Origin of the sequence: Paraburkholderia sp. (assembly GCF_026225065.1) — a bacterium.
GTDB lineage: Bacteria > Pseudomonadota > Gammaproteobacteria > Burkholderiales > Burkholderiaceae > Paraburkholderia.
Genome location: NZ_JAMFSB010000235.1, coordinates 1 through 18,694, shown reverse-complemented (window position 1 = coordinate 18,694; position 18,694 = coordinate 1). Strand labels below are relative to the sequence as shown.

The window sequence follows — 18,694 nt, the reverse complement described above, 5'->3', positions numbered from 1 at the left end:
TGCGGCGGTGCCTGGCGGTGGGTGACGATGCTGATCAGGAACTTCCTCTGAGCGCGGCGTGCCCTGTCGCTAAACTACGTGGCCAGTTCGGGTCGCCGTCCGCACTGTGTCGCGCAGTAGTCGGCCAGGAGCAGCCACCCAAGCCTTGTTGGTCGTTGACCGTAGCTGAGCCAACAACGGACGCTCGACTTCAAGACGATCAGGCATCCTAGTTACCTATAACCGAAACGGTCCCCAGTGCTTGTACTTGAGCAGAGGGAGATTCCGAAGTCGTCAGCATAAAGAGCAGCTTCGCGGGATCGCCAGGAGTCGACCATATGTACGATATGGTATGTGTTTTCCCGTTTGGCCCTGTGTCGGCGAATACGTCATGCTGCCTGTCGGCAACAATCGGGGCGGCTGGATTTTCTCCAAATTGAGAAAACAATAGCTCGATCGTATGTGCATCAGCGCGCCTTGCATAGACAGCGCACATCTTTTTCCCCGCCGGTAGCGCCAGAACAAAATTTCCGCTTGTGCCGTTGTGCGGCACTGGCCACGCGTCGCCGTCAAAGCCATCGTTGAATAGCTTGGCCTTTTCCGGTGGTAGTTCTGGAAGTCCTTTAGTCTTTAGGTTCGCTCGCAACAAATCGGGGTTCGTAGCGTTCGACTTGCACAAAGACCAATAAAGATGGCTGAAGAACTCGGCACTGTCATCGTTTTGTGCAGAGGCAAGTAACGGTGTACAAAGAAAAACGGTTAAAACGACGGTGAGAAAGGATTTTCTTATCATGGCATTGGATGAAAAACGTCGTTGGTGTGTGGATTTGACCCCGCGAATGGTAGCGCATCAGGATTTGACGTGGGTTCGTTTCCGAACCGCTAATAAACGATGGCGTCGCGGTGGGATGTCCGCTAACAGTCGTACAGCGGTCTCTCGACCCAACAAGGCGTCAGGCCGTGATGGGTCGAAAAGGGAAGTTCGCGGCGCGGTCGGGCACGGGACTGACGGGCGCTGGCGAACTCCCGGAGTCGGCCATGAACGGTGGAAAGCGTCGTCGAAAGCAACCACTCAATGGCAGCGCATACGATCGTCATATCTCATTGAGTTAGGGTGGGACGTTAGCATTTCTTTCTGACCGTACGTGAGCGTACGGGGCCGCGGAGCGCCGGGCTCCGATCCGGCAACCAGTTCTCTTGCCGTCATGCCAAGAAGCTCTGCGAGAGTTGATCGCGATGCTACAAGTCCATTTAAGTAGTTTTTACCGCTTCCCATCCGTCGCGCATACCACCTCAATTGGTCGACCATGAGCGGGTAATCCCTGAGCACATTTGCCTGATGAATCGATTGCAAGGTTAATAACTAACGGCTACGATTCGCCTCAAATCTCCATGCGTAAGTTTGAGTAAGTTTTCGTGAGCAACGCATTCGATCCGAGAGGCAATCCGATAACGTTCACGTTTCAAAGTGAAGCCGACGTTATTGAATTGCGTGCGGTAACTCATACCGATCGCGAATTCCTGCTGACGGTGTTTTCCAGCACGCGGTTTGACGAATTCACGGGCGCGGGATTAAGCGCTGCGGAAATTGAGTTACTCATCGAACAGCAGTTCACGATGCAGGACCGCTACTACCGTCGGCACTATCCGCAAGCCCGGTTTGATGTGGTACTCAGCGGGGGCGTCGCGGCGGGCAGGTTGTATCACAACTGGGACGGCGATGAACTGCGTGTCATGGATATCGCGCTATTGCCGTCGTTTCGGGGTCGAGGCATCGGAACGCGGTTGATGCATAGGCTGATCGCGCAGGCCGCACAGCGGGGGATGGCAGTGAAACTACATGTGGAGTGCAACAACCCTGTTCGTTCGCTCTACCTGCGACTAGGTTTCGAGAAGATCGGCGAAAACGGAATTTACGAATTCATGTGCCGACCCGCTGCGCCGTTCGAGTCTCAAGCGACGTGACGAACCGCATGTCGAAAAAAACAACGAAAGACTTAAAGAGAGCATAGCGGCGCGTCGTAAACGAGAGGTATCGGTTGAGCCGATGCAGCCGCGTTTCAGTTTCATTCCGGGGGGCGGAATGTCAGCAATACCGAGTCATGCCGAGTTGACCGAGTCGCTCGGCCGTACTTTCATCCTGGGGACAGCGTCCGGGCACGAAATTCAGGCGCGGCTCGTCAGCGCGCCTGCCGGCATTCCCATGGATGATTCGTTCGTTTGCTATTCGGCGCTCTTCGAGTTGCCGCCCGGCGTGCAACTTCCTCAAGACGTGTACCAGGTGCAATCGCCCGACGGGCCGAGCTGGTCTCTGCTCGCCACGCCGGTGCGGCCTTCCGAAAGCGGCGCGGCCATGCTGTGCGCGGTGATGCACTGTGTGAAGCCCGCCCTATCCCCTTCGACGGACGCGCCATGACTCTCCCGGTGTTGCCCGTTTCTTTGCGGTCTAACCCCCGCGTTTCCAGGAGAAATGTATGAGCGATCCGTATCTCGGCGAAATCCGCATGGTCGGTTTCAATTTCGCCCCGCAAGGCTGGGCCTTCTGTCAGGGGCAAATCTTGTCCGTCAGCCAGAATAACGCGTTGTTCGCGCTGCTCGGTACGTTTTATGGCGGCAACGGTACGACCAACTTCGGGCTCCCGGATCTGCAAGGCCGTTCGCCGGTCGGCGTGGGTGCGGGCAACGGTCTCTCGCCGATCACGGTGGGCGAGCTTTCCGGCAACGAGAGCGTCACGCTGACCATCAACCAGTTGCCGGCGCACACGCATACGGCCACGGCTACTGCGGGGACGGCGAGCGCATCGATCAGCATACCCGCCACCACCACGAACACCGGCGAAGGCGCCACGCCCGGCAACACCACGGTTCTCGGACCGATCGCGGCGGGCGGCCGTCCCGGGACGCTCTACAGCACGAGCGCGGCGAACACCACGCTGGCACCGTTCAACGCATCCCTGACGGGGTCGGCGCCCACCGTGACAGTCGGGTCCACCGGCGGCAGTCTGCCGGTCGCGCTGCGTAACCCGTATCTGGGTATCACTTTCATCATCGCGCTGAGCGGTGTTTTCCCGCCGCGCAGTTAAGCGCGCGGCCATAGCAGGGCCACGCGGCGGCCCGGTGGAGTGTTTCGTCATGGACTACGTCAAGCAAATCCTGAAACGTCTGAGCGTCGAGCGGGGGGGCAGGATTCCCGCCGTCGTACCGGCGCCGCTGCTGCTCGCACTCGAGCCCCGTGTGGTCTACGACGCATCGGTCGGTGCGGTTGCGGCGCACCCGCATCCGCATGGCGTCGAAGCGGACCACGCGCATCCCGCCACCACCAGTTCGGCTCCATCGAAGCCGGTGGCCGAGCACGATGTGAAGCTCGTCGGCGCGAACGGTGCGCGCGAGCAGAAGCTCGCCGTCGCCAACGCGGCGCCGGCCGTGTCGCATCAGGTGGTGTTCATCGATCCGAGCGTAGTCGACTATCAGGCGCTGATTGCCGGCTTGCCGGCGGGGACGAAGTATGTCGTGCTCAATGCGAACACCGACGGCTTCGCGCAGATCGAGCAGTACCTGCAGACGCACAAGGGTGTCGACGCGATTCACCTGATTTCGCACGGCACGGATGGCGAGATTCAGGCAGGCGACGTCTGGCTCGACGCCGGCGATCTGTCGAAGTACAGCGCTGAGCTCACGCAGATCGGCGCCTTGATGAAGCCGGGCGGCGATTTCCTGATCTACGGTTGCGATGTCGCGCAGGACGCGGACGGGCAGATGCTGGTGCAGGAAATTGCCGCACTCACGCATCTGAACGTGGCCGCTTCGACGGATGCGACCGGTTCGGCCGCAGTGGGCGGCAACTGGACGCTCGAGTACCAGGTCGGCACCGTGACGACGCCGGTGATTCTCTCAGCGGCGGCTGAGCAGAACTACGACCATCTGCTTGGCGTGACGATCGAGGACTTCACCAACGCGGACGATGTCGATTTCGACTCCGGCGAGGTGCCTTCGTTTACGCTCGACGGTCTGACCTACACGTATAACACCGGCTCTACGCCCTACGATACGCAGGTGGAGTCGGATTCCAACCTTCAAGCGCTCGCCGACGAAAACGGCGGGGACCAGTCGCTCGCGTTGGACGCGGGAGGGCAGGGCAACGTGAACTCGATCACCATCTCGATGGCGAACGGCAAGGCGTTCAACATCCAGAGCCTCGACATCGACATCGTGGCGAACGGCAACGTCGAGATCGTTCCGGACAGCAATACGGCGGGCGAAGTCACGCTGGTCTCGGGTGGCGTTTTCGTCACCCAGACCGTGTCGTTGTCGTCGAGCAATGCGGCGTTCGACGAGGTGCATAGCATCACGATTAGCGGTGTCGGCGGCGATCTGATTCTGAACCTCGCCCACCTCGTGTACAGCATCGACGGGCCGACCATCACGACCGACGCCGGCAGCGCAGCGTTCGTGGCCGGCGACAACACGACGTCGACACCGGTGACGGTGGACAGCGGCCTGAGCGTGGCCGACACTTCGGCGACCACGTCGGGCACCGGCACGGTCAGTATCACCAGCGGTTTTCACAGCGGCGAAGACTCGCTGGGGTTCACCAACAGCGGTGCGGGGATGGGCAACATCACCGGCTCGTACAGCACGTCGACGGGCGTGCTGACGCTGACGTCCGCTGGCAACACAGCGACCACGGCGCAATGGCAGGCCGCGTTCGACTCGGTGACCTATACCGACACTGCGATCTCGCCGATTCCCGCGACCCGCACCATCAGCTTCAGCCTGACCGACAGCAACGGCGACCCCAGCAACGTCGCGACCCGCACCGTCACGGTGACCGACGTCGACCAGACGCCGCTGCTCAGCACGAGCGGCGGCAGTGTGGGCTACGTGGCGGGCGCGGCCGGCACGTCCGTGTATAGCGGCGTCAGCGTTAGCGATCGCGACAACGGCACCCTGCCGTCGGCCACCGTATCGATCACGTCGGGTTTTCAGACTGGCGATACGCTGTCGTTCGCGAACAACGGCTCGACGATGGGCAACATCACGGGGAGCTACAACACGACGACCGGCGTGATGACGTTGAGCTCGGCCAGCGATACTGCGACGGCCGCGCAGTGGGACGCCGCCATCGACGCCGTGCATTTCTCCGCGCCCGACACAGCGTCCGGCAGCCGCAGTGTGTCGGTGCAGATCAGCGACGGCAGCGAAAACAGCGTAGCGGTCACGGAAACCGTCAACCTGACTGCGGTGCCGCTGGTTACCACGGACACAGGTTCGGCTGCGTTCGTCGCTGGAGACAATACGGCCTCGACGCCGGTGGTGGTCGATTCCGGCTTGACCGTATCCGACGCGGGGCACACCACGCTCGATTCGGCGACGGTCTCGATCAGCAGCAATTTCCATTCGGGCGAGGACGTGCTGGGCTTTACCAACAACGGCACGACGATGGGCGACATCAGCAGTTCGTATGACGCAGGCACGGGTGTGATGACGCTCACGGCCGCAGGTGGCGCAACCCTCGCACAATGGCGCTCAGCCCTGGAATCGGTGACCTACACGGATACGGCGGTGACGCCGAACAACGCGACGCGCACCATCAGTTTCACGGTCAACGACGGCACCGAGAGCAGCCCGGTGGCGACGCGTACGGTGACGGTGTCCGATACCGATCAGACGCCGATCCTCACGACGAGCGGTGGCACCACGGCCTTTACCGCCGGCAATGACACCGCTGCGACACCGGTCGTGGTGGACAGCAACGTTACCGTGTCCGATCTGGATAACACCACGCTCGCGTCCGGTACCGTCTCCATCACTGGCAATTTTCACTCAGGCGAGGACGTGCTGGCGTTCAACAACACCAGTTCCACCTTGTTCGGCAACATCACCGCCTCGTACGTTTCCAGCACCGGCGTGCTGTCGCTGACCTCCGCGGGCGCCACGGCGACGGTCGCGCAATGGCAGGCGGCGCTGGAAGCGGTGACGTACACGGATACGGCGGTGACGCCGAACAGCGCGACCCGCACGATCAGTTTTAGCGTGAATGACGGCACGCAGCCGAGTAACGTCGGCACCAAGAGCGTCTCGGTCACGGACGTGATCCAGACGCCGATCGTGACAACCACGGTCGGCAGCACCCCGTTCGTCGCAGGCGACAACGCCGCGTCGACACCGGTTGTTGTCGACGGCGGCATCACCGTAGCGGACGGCGACAGCAGCACGCTCGACTCCGCCACGGTGGCCATCACGGGCAGCTTTGTCAGCAACCAGGACCTGCTGTCGTTCGACAATACGAATCCGACGCTGTTCGGCAACATCAACGCTTCGTATGTGCCTTCCAGTGGCGTGATGACGCTGACGTCTGCGGGCGGCACCGCGACGCTTGCGCAATGGCAGGCGGCGTTGCGCGCGGTGACCTACACCGACACCGCGGTGACACCGGACAACTCCACCCGCACGATCAGTTTTACCATCGACGACGGCCAGGCGACCAGTATCGCTTCGACCAAAACGGTGACCGTGACCGATACCGACCAGACGCCGATCCTCACGACCTCGGGCGGCAGCACTCCCTTTACCGCGGGCGACAACGTGACCTCGACGCCGGTTACCGTGGACAGCGGCGTCACCGTGAGCGATCTGGATAACACCACGCTGGCTTCCGGCACCGTCGCGATCACGGGCAATTTTCATTCGGGCGAGGACGTGCTGGCGTTCAACAACAGCAGTTCGACGTTGTTCGGCAACATCACCGGCTCGTACGATGCCGGCAACGGCGTGCTCTCGCTGACCTCGGCGGGCGCCACCGCGACAACCGCGCAATGGCAGGCGGCGCTGGAATCTGTGACGTACACGGATACGGCGGTGACGCCGAACAACGCGACCCGCACGATCAGCTTCGCGGTCAACGACGGTACGGACACCAGCGATACCGGCACGAAGACCGTCACGGTGAGCGATGTCGACCAGACACCCATCGTGACCACTTCGATCGGCAGCACGCCGTTTGCGGAAGGTGACAACACCACCGCGACGCCGGTGGCGATCGACACCGGCATCACCGTATCGGACCGGGACAACACGACGCTCTCCTTTGCCACGGTGACGATTACGAACGGCTTCGCCGGCAGCGAGGATCTGCTGGCGTTCACCAATACCAGCGCGGCGCTGTACGGCAACATCAACGCCTCGTACAACGCCGGCACGGGTGTGCTGACGCTGGAGTCGTCAGGCGCTGAGGCGACGACCGCCCAGTGGCAGGCGGCGCTGCGCGCGGTGACCTACACCGACCTGGCGGCCACGCCTAACACGACGACCCGGACGATCAGTTTCGCCGTCAACGACGGCACGGAGACGAGTGCCGGCTCCACCAAACTCGTCACCGTGACGGACGTCGACCAGGCGCCGGTCGTCACGGCCTCGGGCGGCAGCACGGCGTTCACGGCCGGCGACAACGTGACCTCGACGCCAGTCGCGGTGGACCCGGGTGTGATCGTCTCCGATGCCGACAACACGACACTGGCCTCCGGCACCGTCGCGATCACGGGCAATTTTCATTCGGGCGAGGACGTGCTTGCGTTTTCCAACACCAGCACGACCAGCTTCGGCAATATCACGGGTTCGTACGACACGACCACGGGTGTGCTGACGCTGACGTCCGCGGGTGCCGCGGCAACGGTTGCGCAATGGCAGGCCGCGCTGGAGTCAGTGACTTATACCGATACCGCGGTCACGCCGAACAGTGCGGCCCGCACAATCAGTTTCACCGTCAACGACGGCACCGAAAACAGTGTGACGAGCAGCAAGACCGTGACGGTGGCCGATGTCGACCAGACGCCTGTGCTGACGAGCGCGATGACCAGCAACACCAGCTATCTGGACGGCAACGCGCCGAAGGTGGTGGACAGCGGCATCACCGTGACGGACGGCGACAACACGACGCTCGCCTCGGCGACCATCTCGATCACGAGTGGTCTGCAGTCTGGCGATATGCTCACGTTGAATATCAACCCAGCGACAATGGGCAGCGTCAGCGCGACCTACGATGCCACGACGGGCGTGATGACCATCAGTTCGAGCGGCGCGCCGCTGACCGTCGCCCAATGGGACGCGGTGCTCGAAGGTGTGTCGTTTTCCACCAATGGGTTCGCGGCGCCGCTGGGCTCGCGGACGATTTCCTTTATTGTCAACGACGGCGTGGAGAACAGCGCGGCATTCGCGCGAACGGTCGACGTGGGGGCTTCTGCGCCGACGCTGACGAGCGGCACCGGTAGCCCTTCATTCACGGCGGGCGACAACGTCGCCTCGACACCGGTGACGATCGACTCCGGCATCACCGTGGCGGACCCGGAATCGCTCACAGTTGAAACGGGGACCGTTTCGATTGCGGGCGGCTTTCATAGCGGCGAAGACGTGCTGGAATTCACCAATAACAGTGCCACGATGGGTGACATCACGGGCTCTTATAACGCTTCGACGGGCGTGCTGACGCTGACCTCGAACAGCCACGCGACCTTGGCGCAGTGGCAAGCGGCGCTGAGTTCGGTCGAATACGACAACACGGCTATTACGCCGAATACCGCGTCCCGCATGATCGACTTTGTAATCAATGACGGCAAGCAGTCGAGCGCGGTCAGCAGCAAGACCATCACAGTTCAGGACACGGACCAGACTCCGCCACCGCCGCCGACCGGAGGTGGAACGGGAACTTCTACGACAACCGGAACAACGACGAGCAGCGATGTCCCGCATCCCGCGACACCGTTGACGTTGCCGCCGTCCTCGTCAGCTAACGCAACACCGAACGTTGGGCAAGGTGTCACGCCCATCACGGAACTGGTAGCGCCCGCACCGGACACCTTGCCGGTCTTCCCAGACGACCTCGGCGACAGCATCTCAAACCCGCTGATCGTGCTCGACGCGTTCGCTCCGGAGCCTACGCTCGGTTCTATTCCTGATGTCTTTACAGCAACCTTTGAGAACACCAGCGCGCGTACGCCGACTTTTACGAACGAGGCCGGCCGTGCAACCAACTCGCTCAGCGACACCGGCGTCTCCCCAATGGAGTCGATCCCGACTCCGGATCTCACGCGGCTGTCTATCGATCTGCCCGACCTCACCATGCGCGTGACGGTGCCGCCCGACGGCGACTTCTCAGTCTCGCTGCCGGCCATGCTGTCAAACGCCGAGGGTTCGCCGGTCGACGCGGACACTCATGTCGACATCCGTCTCGCCGACGGCCGCCCGCTGCCCGGATGGCTGCATTACGACCCGGTGCGCGGCATGTTGAGCGGCAAGGTGCCGCCGCATCAGGGCGCCTTGCATTTCGCGATCGTCACGCACGATGCCGCCGGTCATCAGACGCGCCGCGAAGTGGCAATCGATTTCAGCGGTGCTCGTGGACAACGCGCCAGCGGCACACCTGCTCACGAGCGCAGCCACACGACGAAACCTGCACCGCAAGCGGCGATCCCGCTTGCCAAGCCGTCGCTCACCGAGCAGTTCGCTCATGCCCATGCGACGCTGCACGTCGTGCGTGCGACCGCAGCGCCTACCGCCGACGCGGCTGCTGTGGTTGCCGCACCGCGAGGCAACGCATGAGCCACCCTGAATTCCACATTCCAATAACTCTAAGAAAGAGAGCTGCCGAAGTGAAATCCTCTTCCATTGCGGTGCGTCCACCTCGTCCCGCGCTGCTTGCGCTCTCGCTCGCCATCATCTGGCTCTCGGGCTGCGCGATCAAACCCACACCGTTCACCGATGCCGAGCGCGTGCAGACCGCGCAGACCGACCGGACGTCAATGTTCTCGCAGCAGCAGCCCGTGACCGGGCCGATCACGCTCGACGAGGCAATGGCACGCGCGATTCGCTACAACCTCGACCATCGTCTGAAAATGATGGAAGAAGCGCTCGCGCAAAAGCAGCTCGACCTGTCGAACTTCGACCTGTTGCCGAAGCTCACTGCGCAAGCCGGTTATACGACGCGCAACCACCCGCTTGCTTCGTCCTCGACCGATGTGTTCACCAACGAGCAATCGTTGGCGCCGTCTTATTCGACGGACAAGAACGACCGCACCGCGGACCTCGGCTTCTCGTGGAATCTGCTCGACTTCGGCGTCAGCTACTTTGAAGCCAAGGAGCAGGCCGATCACGTGCTGGTGCTCGAACAACGCCGCCGCAAAGTCGTGCAACTGATGATGCAGCAGGTGCGCGAAGCCTACTGGCAAGCAACCGGCGCGCAACGGCTGCGCGAGCGCATCGCGCCGCTGCTGGCTCAGGCCGGTTCGGCACTCGACGATTCGCGCCAGGCGCAGCATGAGAATCTGCGCTCACCGATGGATACGCTTAACTATCAGCATTCGCTGCTCGATCTGATGCGCCAGCTCGAAGAGATTCGCGATCAGCTCGAAGAAGCCAAGCCGCGGCTTGCCTCGCTGATGAATCTGGAGCCGGGCAAAGACTTTACGCTGGCGCCGCCGACGGATTTCGCTATCCCGAGTTTCGACATGCCGATCGACAGCATGGAAGAGACCGCGCTGGAGCGTCGCCCGGAACTGGTGGAAGCGAGCTATAACGAGCGTATCAGCGTCAACGAAACGCATAAGGCAATGGCCAAGCTGCTGCCCGGTATCGAACTCGATCTCGGCACGCACTACGACAGTAATAGCTTCCTCGTCTATAACGCGTGGCGCGCAGCCGGTATCAGCGTGAGCTGGAATCTGCTAAACGTGCTGAATGTGAAGAACATTCGCGGCATGGCCGACGCGCAACTGGAAGTGGCGAAGACGCAGCGCCTTGCGTTGAGCATGGCGGTGCTGACGCAGGTGCACGTCGCGCGCAGCGAACTGGCTGCGAAGCAACGTCAGTTCGATCTGCTCAAGCAGATGAACGACGTCGATCAACAGATTCTGCAGCACACCCACAACGCAACCGAAGCGAATGCGCAAGGCAAACTGGAAGAGATTCGTGCCGCGACCAGCGCAATGATGTCGGAGTTGCGCCTGTACCAGAGCTACGGCGAACTCGAAAACGCCTACGGGCAAATGCTGGCGACGCTCGGACTCGATCCGATTCCCGATACGGTCAGTGGCCATGATCTGGCCACGCTTGAGCAGTCGATCGATGCAGAGCAGCAGCGCTGGGCCACACTGGGCAGCGCGAATGGAGAGAAGACGCAATGAAGTGGTCGCGGTATGTAGCGGGTAGTGCAGTCGCTTTTTTGTTGTGCACGCAAACAGTTTGGAGTGCGACGCCGGCGGCGGCACCCATGCCGACGCCGGTTTCGGTCTCGGCCTCGGCAACTACCGATCCGACCGGCGACGCGGGCCGCATCCGCATCCAGCTTGTTTCGCGCGACGAGGTGGACCTGTCGAGCGAAATCGCCGCAAAAATCGCCACCTTGCCGTTTCGCGACGGCGACGCGTTCCGCGCCGGTCAGACGCTCATCTCGCTCGACTGCTCGCTGTACGCGGCGCAGTTGCACAAGGCCCAGGCCGAAGCCGATGCCGCGCGCGACCTGATGCAGGTCGACCAGCGTCTCGCGCAACTGCATTCGGTGGGCGACCTCGAAGTGCAGCAGGCCTCGGGCAAACTGAAGGCCAGCACGGCGGAAGTTGCCTATATGCAGGCAACAGTGCGCCAATGCGTGATTGCCGCGCCGTTCGACGGCCGTGTCTCGAAGCGCAGTGCCGCGCCGCAACAGTTTGCAGAGCCTGGTAAGCCACTTTTGACGATCATCGATACGAGCCATCTTGAACTGAAGATGATTGTGCCGTCGAAATGGCTCGCCTGGTTGAAGCCTGGTCATCCGTTGAGCGTTCAGGTCGATGAGGTCGGCAAGATCTATCCGGCGAAAGTGGCCCGCATTGGCGCGCGCGTCGACCCGGTTACGCAGACAGTCGATGTGACAGCGGCGCTAACTGGCAGCGTGCCGGAACTGCTGCCCGGCATGAGCGGCTGGGCCACGTTCTCGACGCGGTAACGAATATGCCGCCGACGCATACTTCATCTCCACCCCCGCAGGCTTCTGAGCGGACCAGCCGCGCCGCGTCCGCGGACGCATCGCAAAACGTGCGCATCGACGCGCAGCAGATCGCGCTGCTCTGGCAGCTTGCGAGCCGTGCGCGTGCTGCGACAAGCGAAGCGACACTCGGCTTCACTATCGTCAACGAAACGCTTGCACTGGTGCCTTACCGGCAGGCCGCATGGTGGCGCGGCACGGCACCGGGTTCGGTGGCTGCCGTTTCCGGCTTGCCGCAGAGCGATCCGAATGCGCCCTACGTGCAATGGCTCGGCGCCTTGTGCCGGGTGCTGGCACGTGCTCCTGCTGGTGCGGCTAAGGACGCATCTGGTCACATACCCGCTACTGCAGGCATGCCCCAGCCCGAGCGGCCCCGCATCTTCACCGCGGACGATCTGCATCAGGAAGGCGCCACGCATGTGGCGCAGGAATGGGATGCATGGTGGCCGGGGCATGGCCTGTGGATTCCCTTGGTCGACCGCGACGGACGTCGGCTAGGGGGCCTCGTGTTCGCACGCGACGAGCCATGGACGCCGACCGATTGCGCGTTGCTAAGCGAGCTCGCCCAGGTTTGGGCGCATGCATTCGCCGCCTTTGGGCCGCAACCGTCGTGGTTCGAACGCGTGCGTGTCATCTTGCGGCCTGGTCGTCAGCAACGGCGCGTGCTGATCGGGCTCGCGCTCGTGTGCGTGATTCCACTGCACCTGAGCTTGCTCGCCCCGGCCGAGGTGACGCCGAAAGATCCGTTTGTCGTGCGCGCGCCGCTTGAGGGCGTGATCGATCGTCTCTACGTGCAGCCGAATCAGCCGGTTGTGGCTGGCACGCCACTGCTCGGTCTCGACGCCACGACTCTACAATCGCGCTATGCGCTGGCCCGCAAGGATTTCGACACCGCGCAGGAAGAATACCGGCAAACGGCGCAATTGGCTGTCACGGACGACCGCAACCGGCTCGATATGGCTGAGCGCAAAGGCAAGCTCGATCAAAGTGCGGTGCAACTCGACTACACTGCCGAACAACTGGCGCGCGTCCGCGTGAACGCCACGCGCGCGGGCGTTGCAGTGTTTAGCGATCCGAATGAATGGACCGGCAAGGCGGTGGCGGTCGGTGAAAAAATCCTCCTTCTCGCTGATCCCGATCATGTGGAATTGACCGCCTACGTCCCGGTTGCCGACAATGTCGACGTTAAGCCCGGCATGGTATTGACGCTGTACCCGAAGAGCTCGCCGCTCGCGACTTACGCGGCGCGCATCGACTCGGTGGCCTATCGGGCGGAGCCGACGCCGGATGGCGTACTGGCGTATCGCGTGCGGGCGAGCTTTACTGACCGCGGAGTACAGCCCCCGCTGGGGACGATGGGGACGGCGCGCATTCACGGAGGCTGGGTGCCGCTTGTCTACTACGTGCTGCGCCGGCCCTTGACGCTCGCGCGCCAATGGCTTGGCTGGTAGCGTCATATCACGCCACGTCCGGGCCGCGCAGAACACACCATGTACCGACTTCCGCAACTTCGCCAGGAACTGACACTGACCGTCGGCGCACCCACTCCAGAGGGTGCGCCGACGTGGATGCTGCATGATCCCGCCGCAAATCGTTTCTTCCAGATCGGCTGGCCCGCGTTCGAAATGCTCTCGCGCTGGCCGCTTGACGACGCCAACGCAATCGTCGCAAGCATCAATCGCAATACGACCTTATCCATCTCGCTCGACGATATCGAAGCACTCCTGCGCATGCTGCGTCAGCAGAATCTGCTGGTCGCCACGAATGCTAGCGACACCGATCGGCTCAGTGCATATGCCGAAGCCAGCAAGCTCACGCAGACAATGTGGCTGCTCAAGCACTATCTGTTGATCCGCATTCCGCTATGGCATCCCATGCCCTTTTTGCGCCGCGCGGCGCGTTTCGCCGGGTTCGCTTATCGTCCTGCGTTCTGGATGCTGGTGGTGGCTTGCGCCCTGACGGGCCTCTTTCTTGTCTCGCGCCGTTGGGATGAATTTCTCCATACATTCCACTCCTATGCGGACCTGCAAGGCATCGTTGCAGTAGGGGTTGCATTGGCATTCGCTAAGGTGCTGCACGAGTTTGGCCACGCGTTTACCGCGCAACGCTACGGTTGCCGCGTGCCCACCATGGGCGTCGCGCTGCTCGTGATGCTTCCGGTGCTCTACACGGACACCACCGAGGCCTGGAAAGTGCCGAGCCGCGCGAGTCGTTTGCGCATTGGCGCGGCCGGCATGCTAAGCGAACTGGCGCTGGCCGCATTCGCGACGCTGGCGTGGAATCTGTTGCCGGATGGTCCGCTGCGGGCAGGTGCCTTCCTGCTGGCGACCACCACCTGGATCGGTACGCTGGTGATCAATGCCAGCCCGTTCATGCGCTTCGACGGCTATTTCCTGTTGTCTGACTGGCTCAATACGCCGAACCTGCACGACCGTGCGTTTGCGCTCGGCCGCTGGTGGATGCGCGAATGGCTATTCGGTTTCGGTGATCCGCAACCAGAGCCGTGCTCGCCGTCACGGCGCCGCTTTCTGATCGGCTTTTCGTTTGCGACCTGGGTTTACCGGCTGGTGGTGTTTTTCTCAATCGCACTCGTGGTGTATCACGCGTTCTTCAAGGCGTTGGGCATGGCGCTGTTTTGCGTCGAGTTCGGCTGGTTCATCGTGCGGCCCGTGCTGCGCGAAACGACCGTGGTCTGGCGACGCCGCGCGCAGTTGCACTGGACGCGGCAGACACGGCGCAGCGCGTTGCTCGCAGCAGCGCTATTCGGTTTTTTTGTGCTGCCATGGCACGCCGGAGTGAGCGCACCCGCCGTGTTTGGGCCGCAGCAGGCGCAAGGGTTGTACGCGGTGGAGGCCGGCTATGTGGCGGCCTCGCCATCGCCCGTGCGCGATGGCGAGCAGGTGCAGGCGGGACAGGTGCTTGCCGCACTGGTGTCGCCTGACCTCGCGTTCAAGTTAAAGGCTGCGCAGGCGGATGAGGCGCTGTTGCGCTGGGAGGTCGAACAGCAACCGTTCGACGACCGTCTGCGGCAAGAAGGCGTTGCGCTGAAACGGCGCTGGGACGCCGCGCGTGAGACGGTCAATGGATTCAGCGCCGAGATCGGGCAGCTGACGATTCGTGCGCCATTTGCCGGCATCGTCCATATGGCGGACGACAATCTGGCCGTCGGCACCTGGTTGCCTCGCGGCGAGCGTCTGTTCGACGTCGTGGGACCGCATGGCGTGAAGGGCGACGCATTCGTCGGCGAGAATGACGTCGCGCGGATCGTGACGGGGCAGCGCGCGAAATTTGTGCCGGGTATCGTCGAAATGGCGGCGGTCCAATGCCGCGTTCAGGCCGTTGACAAGGTCAATGTGGCTACGCTAGATGAGCCGTCGGTGGCGAGTGTGTACGGCGGTCCCATTGCCGCTGAAGCGGAGCCGAAGACGCATCAGTTGGTGCCGCTGCAGGCGATCTGGCGGGTGCGCTTTGGCGAATGCGACGGTACGCAGATGTTGAGCAGGGATGTCACCGGGACAGTGATGCTTGGCGCAGGACGGGAGAGTTTTGCGGCGCGTGGCGTGAGGGCGTTGGTCGCCGCAGTGCAGCGCGAGGCTGGTTTTTAGAGGACCGTTTGCGTGGATGGACTCGTTCCAGACCGCGGCAGTGGCTGCTGTCTGTAGACACGTGATCAAGGTCGCGCATAATTGACACATCTCAAGTATGTCCGTGACCCGCTTGTGGTTGTAGGCCAATACCTGAAGACGCATCTCAGTACTCACACGCCCGAGCGTCCTGGTCAGGAAGCGTGCGGGATCGGCAGTACACCAGGCAATGTAGTTCGGGCAACATCATCAACGCGACACCTACGATCGGCGATCGGATTCCAGACTGCGCCGTCGTCCTCGCGTAGTCAGTGCCGCGGGTGTGGGGATCGTTCACGGGTTCTGACCTGACTCGGAAGCCCCCGGGCCGCGCGGAGTGCGCAGCCCATCACAAGGAGACAAAGCGTGCGCCAGAATACGGCCGTCAACGTACAGACATTTATCAATGAGCACCCGTTTTCGGGGTTCCAGTGGCTCGTCTTCGCGATGTGTTTCGTTATCGTCCTGCTCGACGGCTTCGACACTGCGGCGATTGGCTTCATTGCGCCGTCGCTGGTGACTGAATGGGGCATCAGCAAGCCGGATCTCGCGCCCGTTTTGAGCGCGGCGCTGTTTGGCCTCGCTTGTGGCGCGCTGGTGTCGGGTCCGCTTTCCGACCGGATCGGGCGACGTGTATTGCTGCTTGGTTCCGTCACGCTGTTCGGCGTGGCGTGTTTCGCCTCGGCGTTTTCCGGCGATATCGGGCATTTGACCGTCCTGCGCTTCGTCACCGGCATCGGGCTTGGCGCCGCCATGCCGAACGCGGTCACCCTGATGAGTGAATTCTGTCCCGACCGCCGCCGCGCGACGCTGATCAATCTGATGTTCTGCGGCTTCCCTCTTGGTGCAGCGTTTGGCGGCTTTCTAGCGGCCTGGCTGATTCCACACTTCGGCTGGCGCAGCGTGTTGCTGCTCGGCGGCACCATGCCGTTGCTGCTGGCGGTGTTGCTGATGGTTGCGATGCCCGAGTCGGTGCGCTATATGGTGGCGAAGCAACACGCGGTCGAGCGGATCCGCGCGACACTGGGCCGGATCTCCAGCGCGGCCCAGGAGGCCAGTTCGTTCGTGATGACGGAGCTGGCGCCGGCAGTGGCGGGTAAGCAGGGCCTACGAGTGGTGCTGTCGCGCCAGTACATTATCGGCTCCGTCATGCTGTGGCTTGCCTATTTCATGGGTCTCGTGATTTTCTATGCGTCCATCAACTGGATGCCGGTTCTGCTGAAAGAGGCCGGACTCCAGCCGCAACGCGCCACCCTGATCTCGGCGCTGTTTCCGCTTGGCGGTGTGGGTGCCGTACTGTGCGGTGTCCTGATGGACCGCTTCAACGCGAATCGTGTGATCGCGGTTTGCTATGCGCTGACGGCGATCAGCGTGTACTGCATCGGCCAGGCGGTGGGCAACGTCGGGTTGCTCGTGCTGGTGGTGTTCGTCGCCGGGGTGTTGATGAATACGGCGCAGTCGTCGCTGCCGGCGCTCGCGGCCGCGTTCTATCCGACGCAAGGCCGCGGAACGGGTGTCGCATGGATGCTCGGCATTGGCCGGTTCGGCGGTATTGCCGGTTCTTTTCTGGTCGCGGAACTGACGCGTGAGCACTTCTCATTCGAAGGGATCTTCGCGGTCGTCGCGGTGGCCGCTCTGATTTCGTGCGTCGCGTTGCTGGTTAAGCAGGCGGCTCATCCGGGTCACGGGACGCCGAAGCCTTTGAAGGGTGAGTCGCAGGGGCACTGATCGATAGTTGCCGCAGCGCGGACGTGATTTCAAAGAGTGCATCCCCAATGGCCTTCATTCCAGATAGCTTCGCACCTCCTCGCGTTCATGAGACGCATCGCCTGTATTTGCAGGTCCTCTCAGGGGACTACGCGGTGCAAGACTACGAACGCGTGATGGAATGTGCCGACGGTATTCGTGGTGTCTTCGGCCCTGACAATGGATGGCCCGCAAAAGACATGACGTTGGCGGAGAACCTTTCTGATCTGATCCGCCACGAGCACGAGTTCTTCGCTCGCGAAGCCTTCGCCTATTCGATCTTTGAGAAATCAATGGCCCACCGGTACGTTGGTTGCCTATACATCAAGCCGATCAAATCGAGGCTCGAAAATGACCGGCGCAAAGCACTGTTCCAGGCTCAGGCATTCTGCTGGTTTTCTCCAGCAGCCATCGATCACGAATTCGCAAACCTGGCTGCAGACGAAATCATCCAATGGGTTGAGACATCGTGGCCTTTTACCGCTGTCGCGTTTCCTGGCCGCACCATTGGCTGGGACGAATGGAACTCGTTGACTGGGCAGGAGGGACGGTAAGTCGGGTATTGCCGGTCGAGGCTTAGCCAACCTGAAGCTGCATTTGCTTAATGCATAAGGCGGCCTTCGACCAGATAGTGGACCTTCGACAACCACTTGTGATTACCGGCTCGAAACGGTTGAACGCCCCAAGGCTGGCCTGCGCGACGAGATCATCAGCACCGCGCTGCTGCCGTGGAGAATGTCCATAAATCTCCGCTGATTGCTCATGCCTGTAGCCCGCGCGCTCTAAAGATTGTTCGCATCGAAACGCTGCAGGAGTTGATATCCCTCTGCCCAGTCTTCCACGGTGACTCCGATCCATCGGACGCTATCCGAACCTTTTCGGTATCACGCGATTGCTGGGTGCGCACATCGAGCGGCGACTCAACTTGAGTCACATTCCGCGAGGTCCGGTCGGCAGCTAGCCAGCGCATGAATGACCGCTACCGGGATTGCTGAATGTCTTGTCGGGGTCGATTTGGTGCGGTCGCTGTCGGCCCGGGTTCGGCCAGGAGCGGACCATCGATCCTAAGGCGAGGATCGTCGACAATCGTGTCACCATGGACCAATCGGTCGGCGCGATTAAGGCAACTCTGGGCGGCTATTTTTGAGTGGAAATACTCGTACGAATGCAGGCACATTCAACTTGGGCTGTCGTCTACTCCGGGAAGGAACCGATGGTTTGGCCCTTCCCGAGGCCGCGTTGAGCGAGTGAAAAAGCGGGCGCCCTATGCAATTGTCCGAACGACACCGCCGTCGACACGCAAGGAAGTGCCTGTTGTCGCCGACGCCTGCTC

At 62.0% G+C, this 18,694-nt stretch carries 11 protein-coding genes; 10 read left to right on the top strand and 1 reads right to left on the bottom strand.

The genetic code is table 11. The features are described 5' to 3' along the window. Nucleotides 1-208: 208 nt before the first annotated feature. Nucleotides 209-772, bottom strand: a complete 564-nt coding sequence (locus M0954_RS17245) for a hypothetical protein (protein ID WP_147467113.1) — start codon at nucleotides 770-772, stop codon at nucleotides 209-211. Nucleotides 773-1,395: 623 nt separating this feature from the next. Between M0954_RS17245 and M0954_RS17240 the strand changes: the two genes are divergently transcribed. The 10 genes from M0954_RS17240 (at nucleotide 1,396) to M0954_RS17195 (ending at nucleotide 17,915) form a co-directional block, all read left to right on the top strand. Next, nucleotides 1,396-1,944, top strand: coding sequence for a GNAT family N-acetyltransferase (locus tag M0954_RS17240; RefSeq protein WP_297354477.1), 549 nt, complete (start codon nucleotides 1,396-1,398; stop codon nucleotides 1,942-1,944). A 118-nt stretch (nucleotides 1,945-2,062) separates the two neighbouring features. After that, on the top strand, nucleotides 2,063-2,395 hold the full coding sequence (locus tag M0954_RS17235) for a hypothetical protein (protein WP_297354475.1): 333 nt from the start codon (nucleotides 2,063-2,065) through the stop codon (nucleotides 2,393-2,395). Between the two features lie 58 nt (nucleotides 2,396-2,453). Further along, the gene (locus tag M0954_RS17230) at nucleotides 2,454-3,062 is read left to right on the top strand and encodes a phage tail protein (RefSeq protein WP_122156525.1); all 609 of its coding nucleotides are present in this window, start codon (nucleotides 2,454-2,456) and stop codon (nucleotides 3,060-3,062) included. A 49-nt stretch (nucleotides 3,063-3,111) separates the two neighbouring features. After that, nucleotides 3,112-9,573, top strand: a complete 6,462-nt coding sequence (locus M0954_RS17225; RefSeq protein WP_297354473.1) for a DUF4347 domain-containing protein — start codon at nucleotides 3,112-3,114, stop codon at nucleotides 9,571-9,573. Continuing rightward, nucleotides 9,570-11,153 (top strand): TolC family protein, encoded by a 1,584-nt coding sequence (locus M0954_RS17220; protein ID WP_122156523.1) that lies wholly within the window; start codon nucleotides 9,570-9,572, stop codon nucleotides 11,151-11,153. The genes M0954_RS17225 and M0954_RS17220 overlap by 4 nt, the downstream gene beginning before the upstream one ends. 86 nt (nucleotides 11,154-11,239) lie before the next feature. Next, nucleotides 11,240-11,953 (top strand): efflux RND transporter periplasmic adaptor subunit, encoded by a 714-nt coding sequence (locus tag M0954_RS17215; protein ID WP_297354471.1) that lies wholly within the window; start codon nucleotides 11,240-11,242, stop codon nucleotides 11,951-11,953. Between the two features lie 89 nt (nucleotides 11,954-12,042). Further along, entirely contained in the window at nucleotides 12,043-13,443 is a 1,401-nt protein-coding gene (locus M0954_RS17210) for an HlyD family efflux transporter periplasmic adaptor subunit (protein ID WP_297354469.1), read from the top strand. A 39-nt stretch (nucleotides 13,444-13,482) separates the two neighbouring features. Next, nucleotides 13,483-15,597: an HlyD family efflux transporter periplasmic adaptor subunit gene (locus M0954_RS17205; protein WP_297354467.1), complete on the top strand. Its 2,115-nt coding sequence runs from the start codon at nucleotides 13,483-13,485 to the stop codon at nucleotides 15,595-15,597. Nucleotides 15,598-15,981: 384 nt separating this feature from the next. Then, nucleotides 15,982-17,343 carry an MFS transporter gene (locus M0954_RS17200; RefSeq protein ID WP_297354465.1) on the top strand — a complete coding sequence of 454 codons (1,362 nt, stop codon included), beginning with the start codon at nucleotides 15,982-15,984 and terminating at the stop codon, nucleotides 17,341-17,343. A gap of 47 nt (nucleotides 17,344-17,390) precedes the next feature. Continuing rightward, a complete protein-coding gene (locus tag M0954_RS17195) occupies nucleotides 17,391-17,915 on the top strand; it encodes a hypothetical protein (protein ID WP_297354463.1) in 525 nt (174 codons plus the stop codon). Nucleotides 17,916-18,694 lie beyond the last annotated feature (779 nt).

Excerpts from the sequence above, each read along its gene's own strand:
- M0954_RS17225 (WP_297354473.1), top strand. The coding sequence starts at position 3,112 with ATGGACTACGTCAAGCAAATCCTGAAACGTCTGAGCGTCGAGCGGGGG.
- M0954_RS17230 (WP_122156525.1), top strand. The coding sequence starts at position 2,454 with ATGAGCGATCCGTATCTCGGCGAAATCCGCATGGTCGGTTTCAATTTC.
- M0954_RS17215 (WP_297354471.1), top strand. The coding sequence starts at position 11,240 with ATGCCGACGCCGGTTTCGGTCTCGGCCTCGGCAACTACCGATCCGACC.
- M0954_RS17220 (WP_122156523.1), top strand. The coding sequence starts at position 9,570 with ATGAGCCACCCTGAATTCCACATTCCAATAACTCTAAGAAAGAGAGCT.
- M0954_RS17205 (WP_297354467.1), top strand. The coding sequence starts at position 13,483 with ATGTACCGACTTCCGCAACTTCGCCAGGAACTGACACTGACCGTCGGC.
- M0954_RS17245 (WP_147467113.1), bottom strand. The coding sequence starts at position 772 with ATGATAAGAAAATCCTTTCTCACCGTCGTTTTAACCGTTTTTCTTTGT.
- M0954_RS17195 (WP_297354463.1), top strand. The coding sequence starts at position 17,391 with ATGGCCTTCATTCCAGATAGCTTCGCACCTCCTCGCGTTCATGAGACG.
- M0954_RS17235 (WP_297354475.1), top strand. The coding sequence starts at position 2,063 with ATGTCAGCAATACCGAGTCATGCCGAGTTGACCGAGTCGCTCGGCCGT.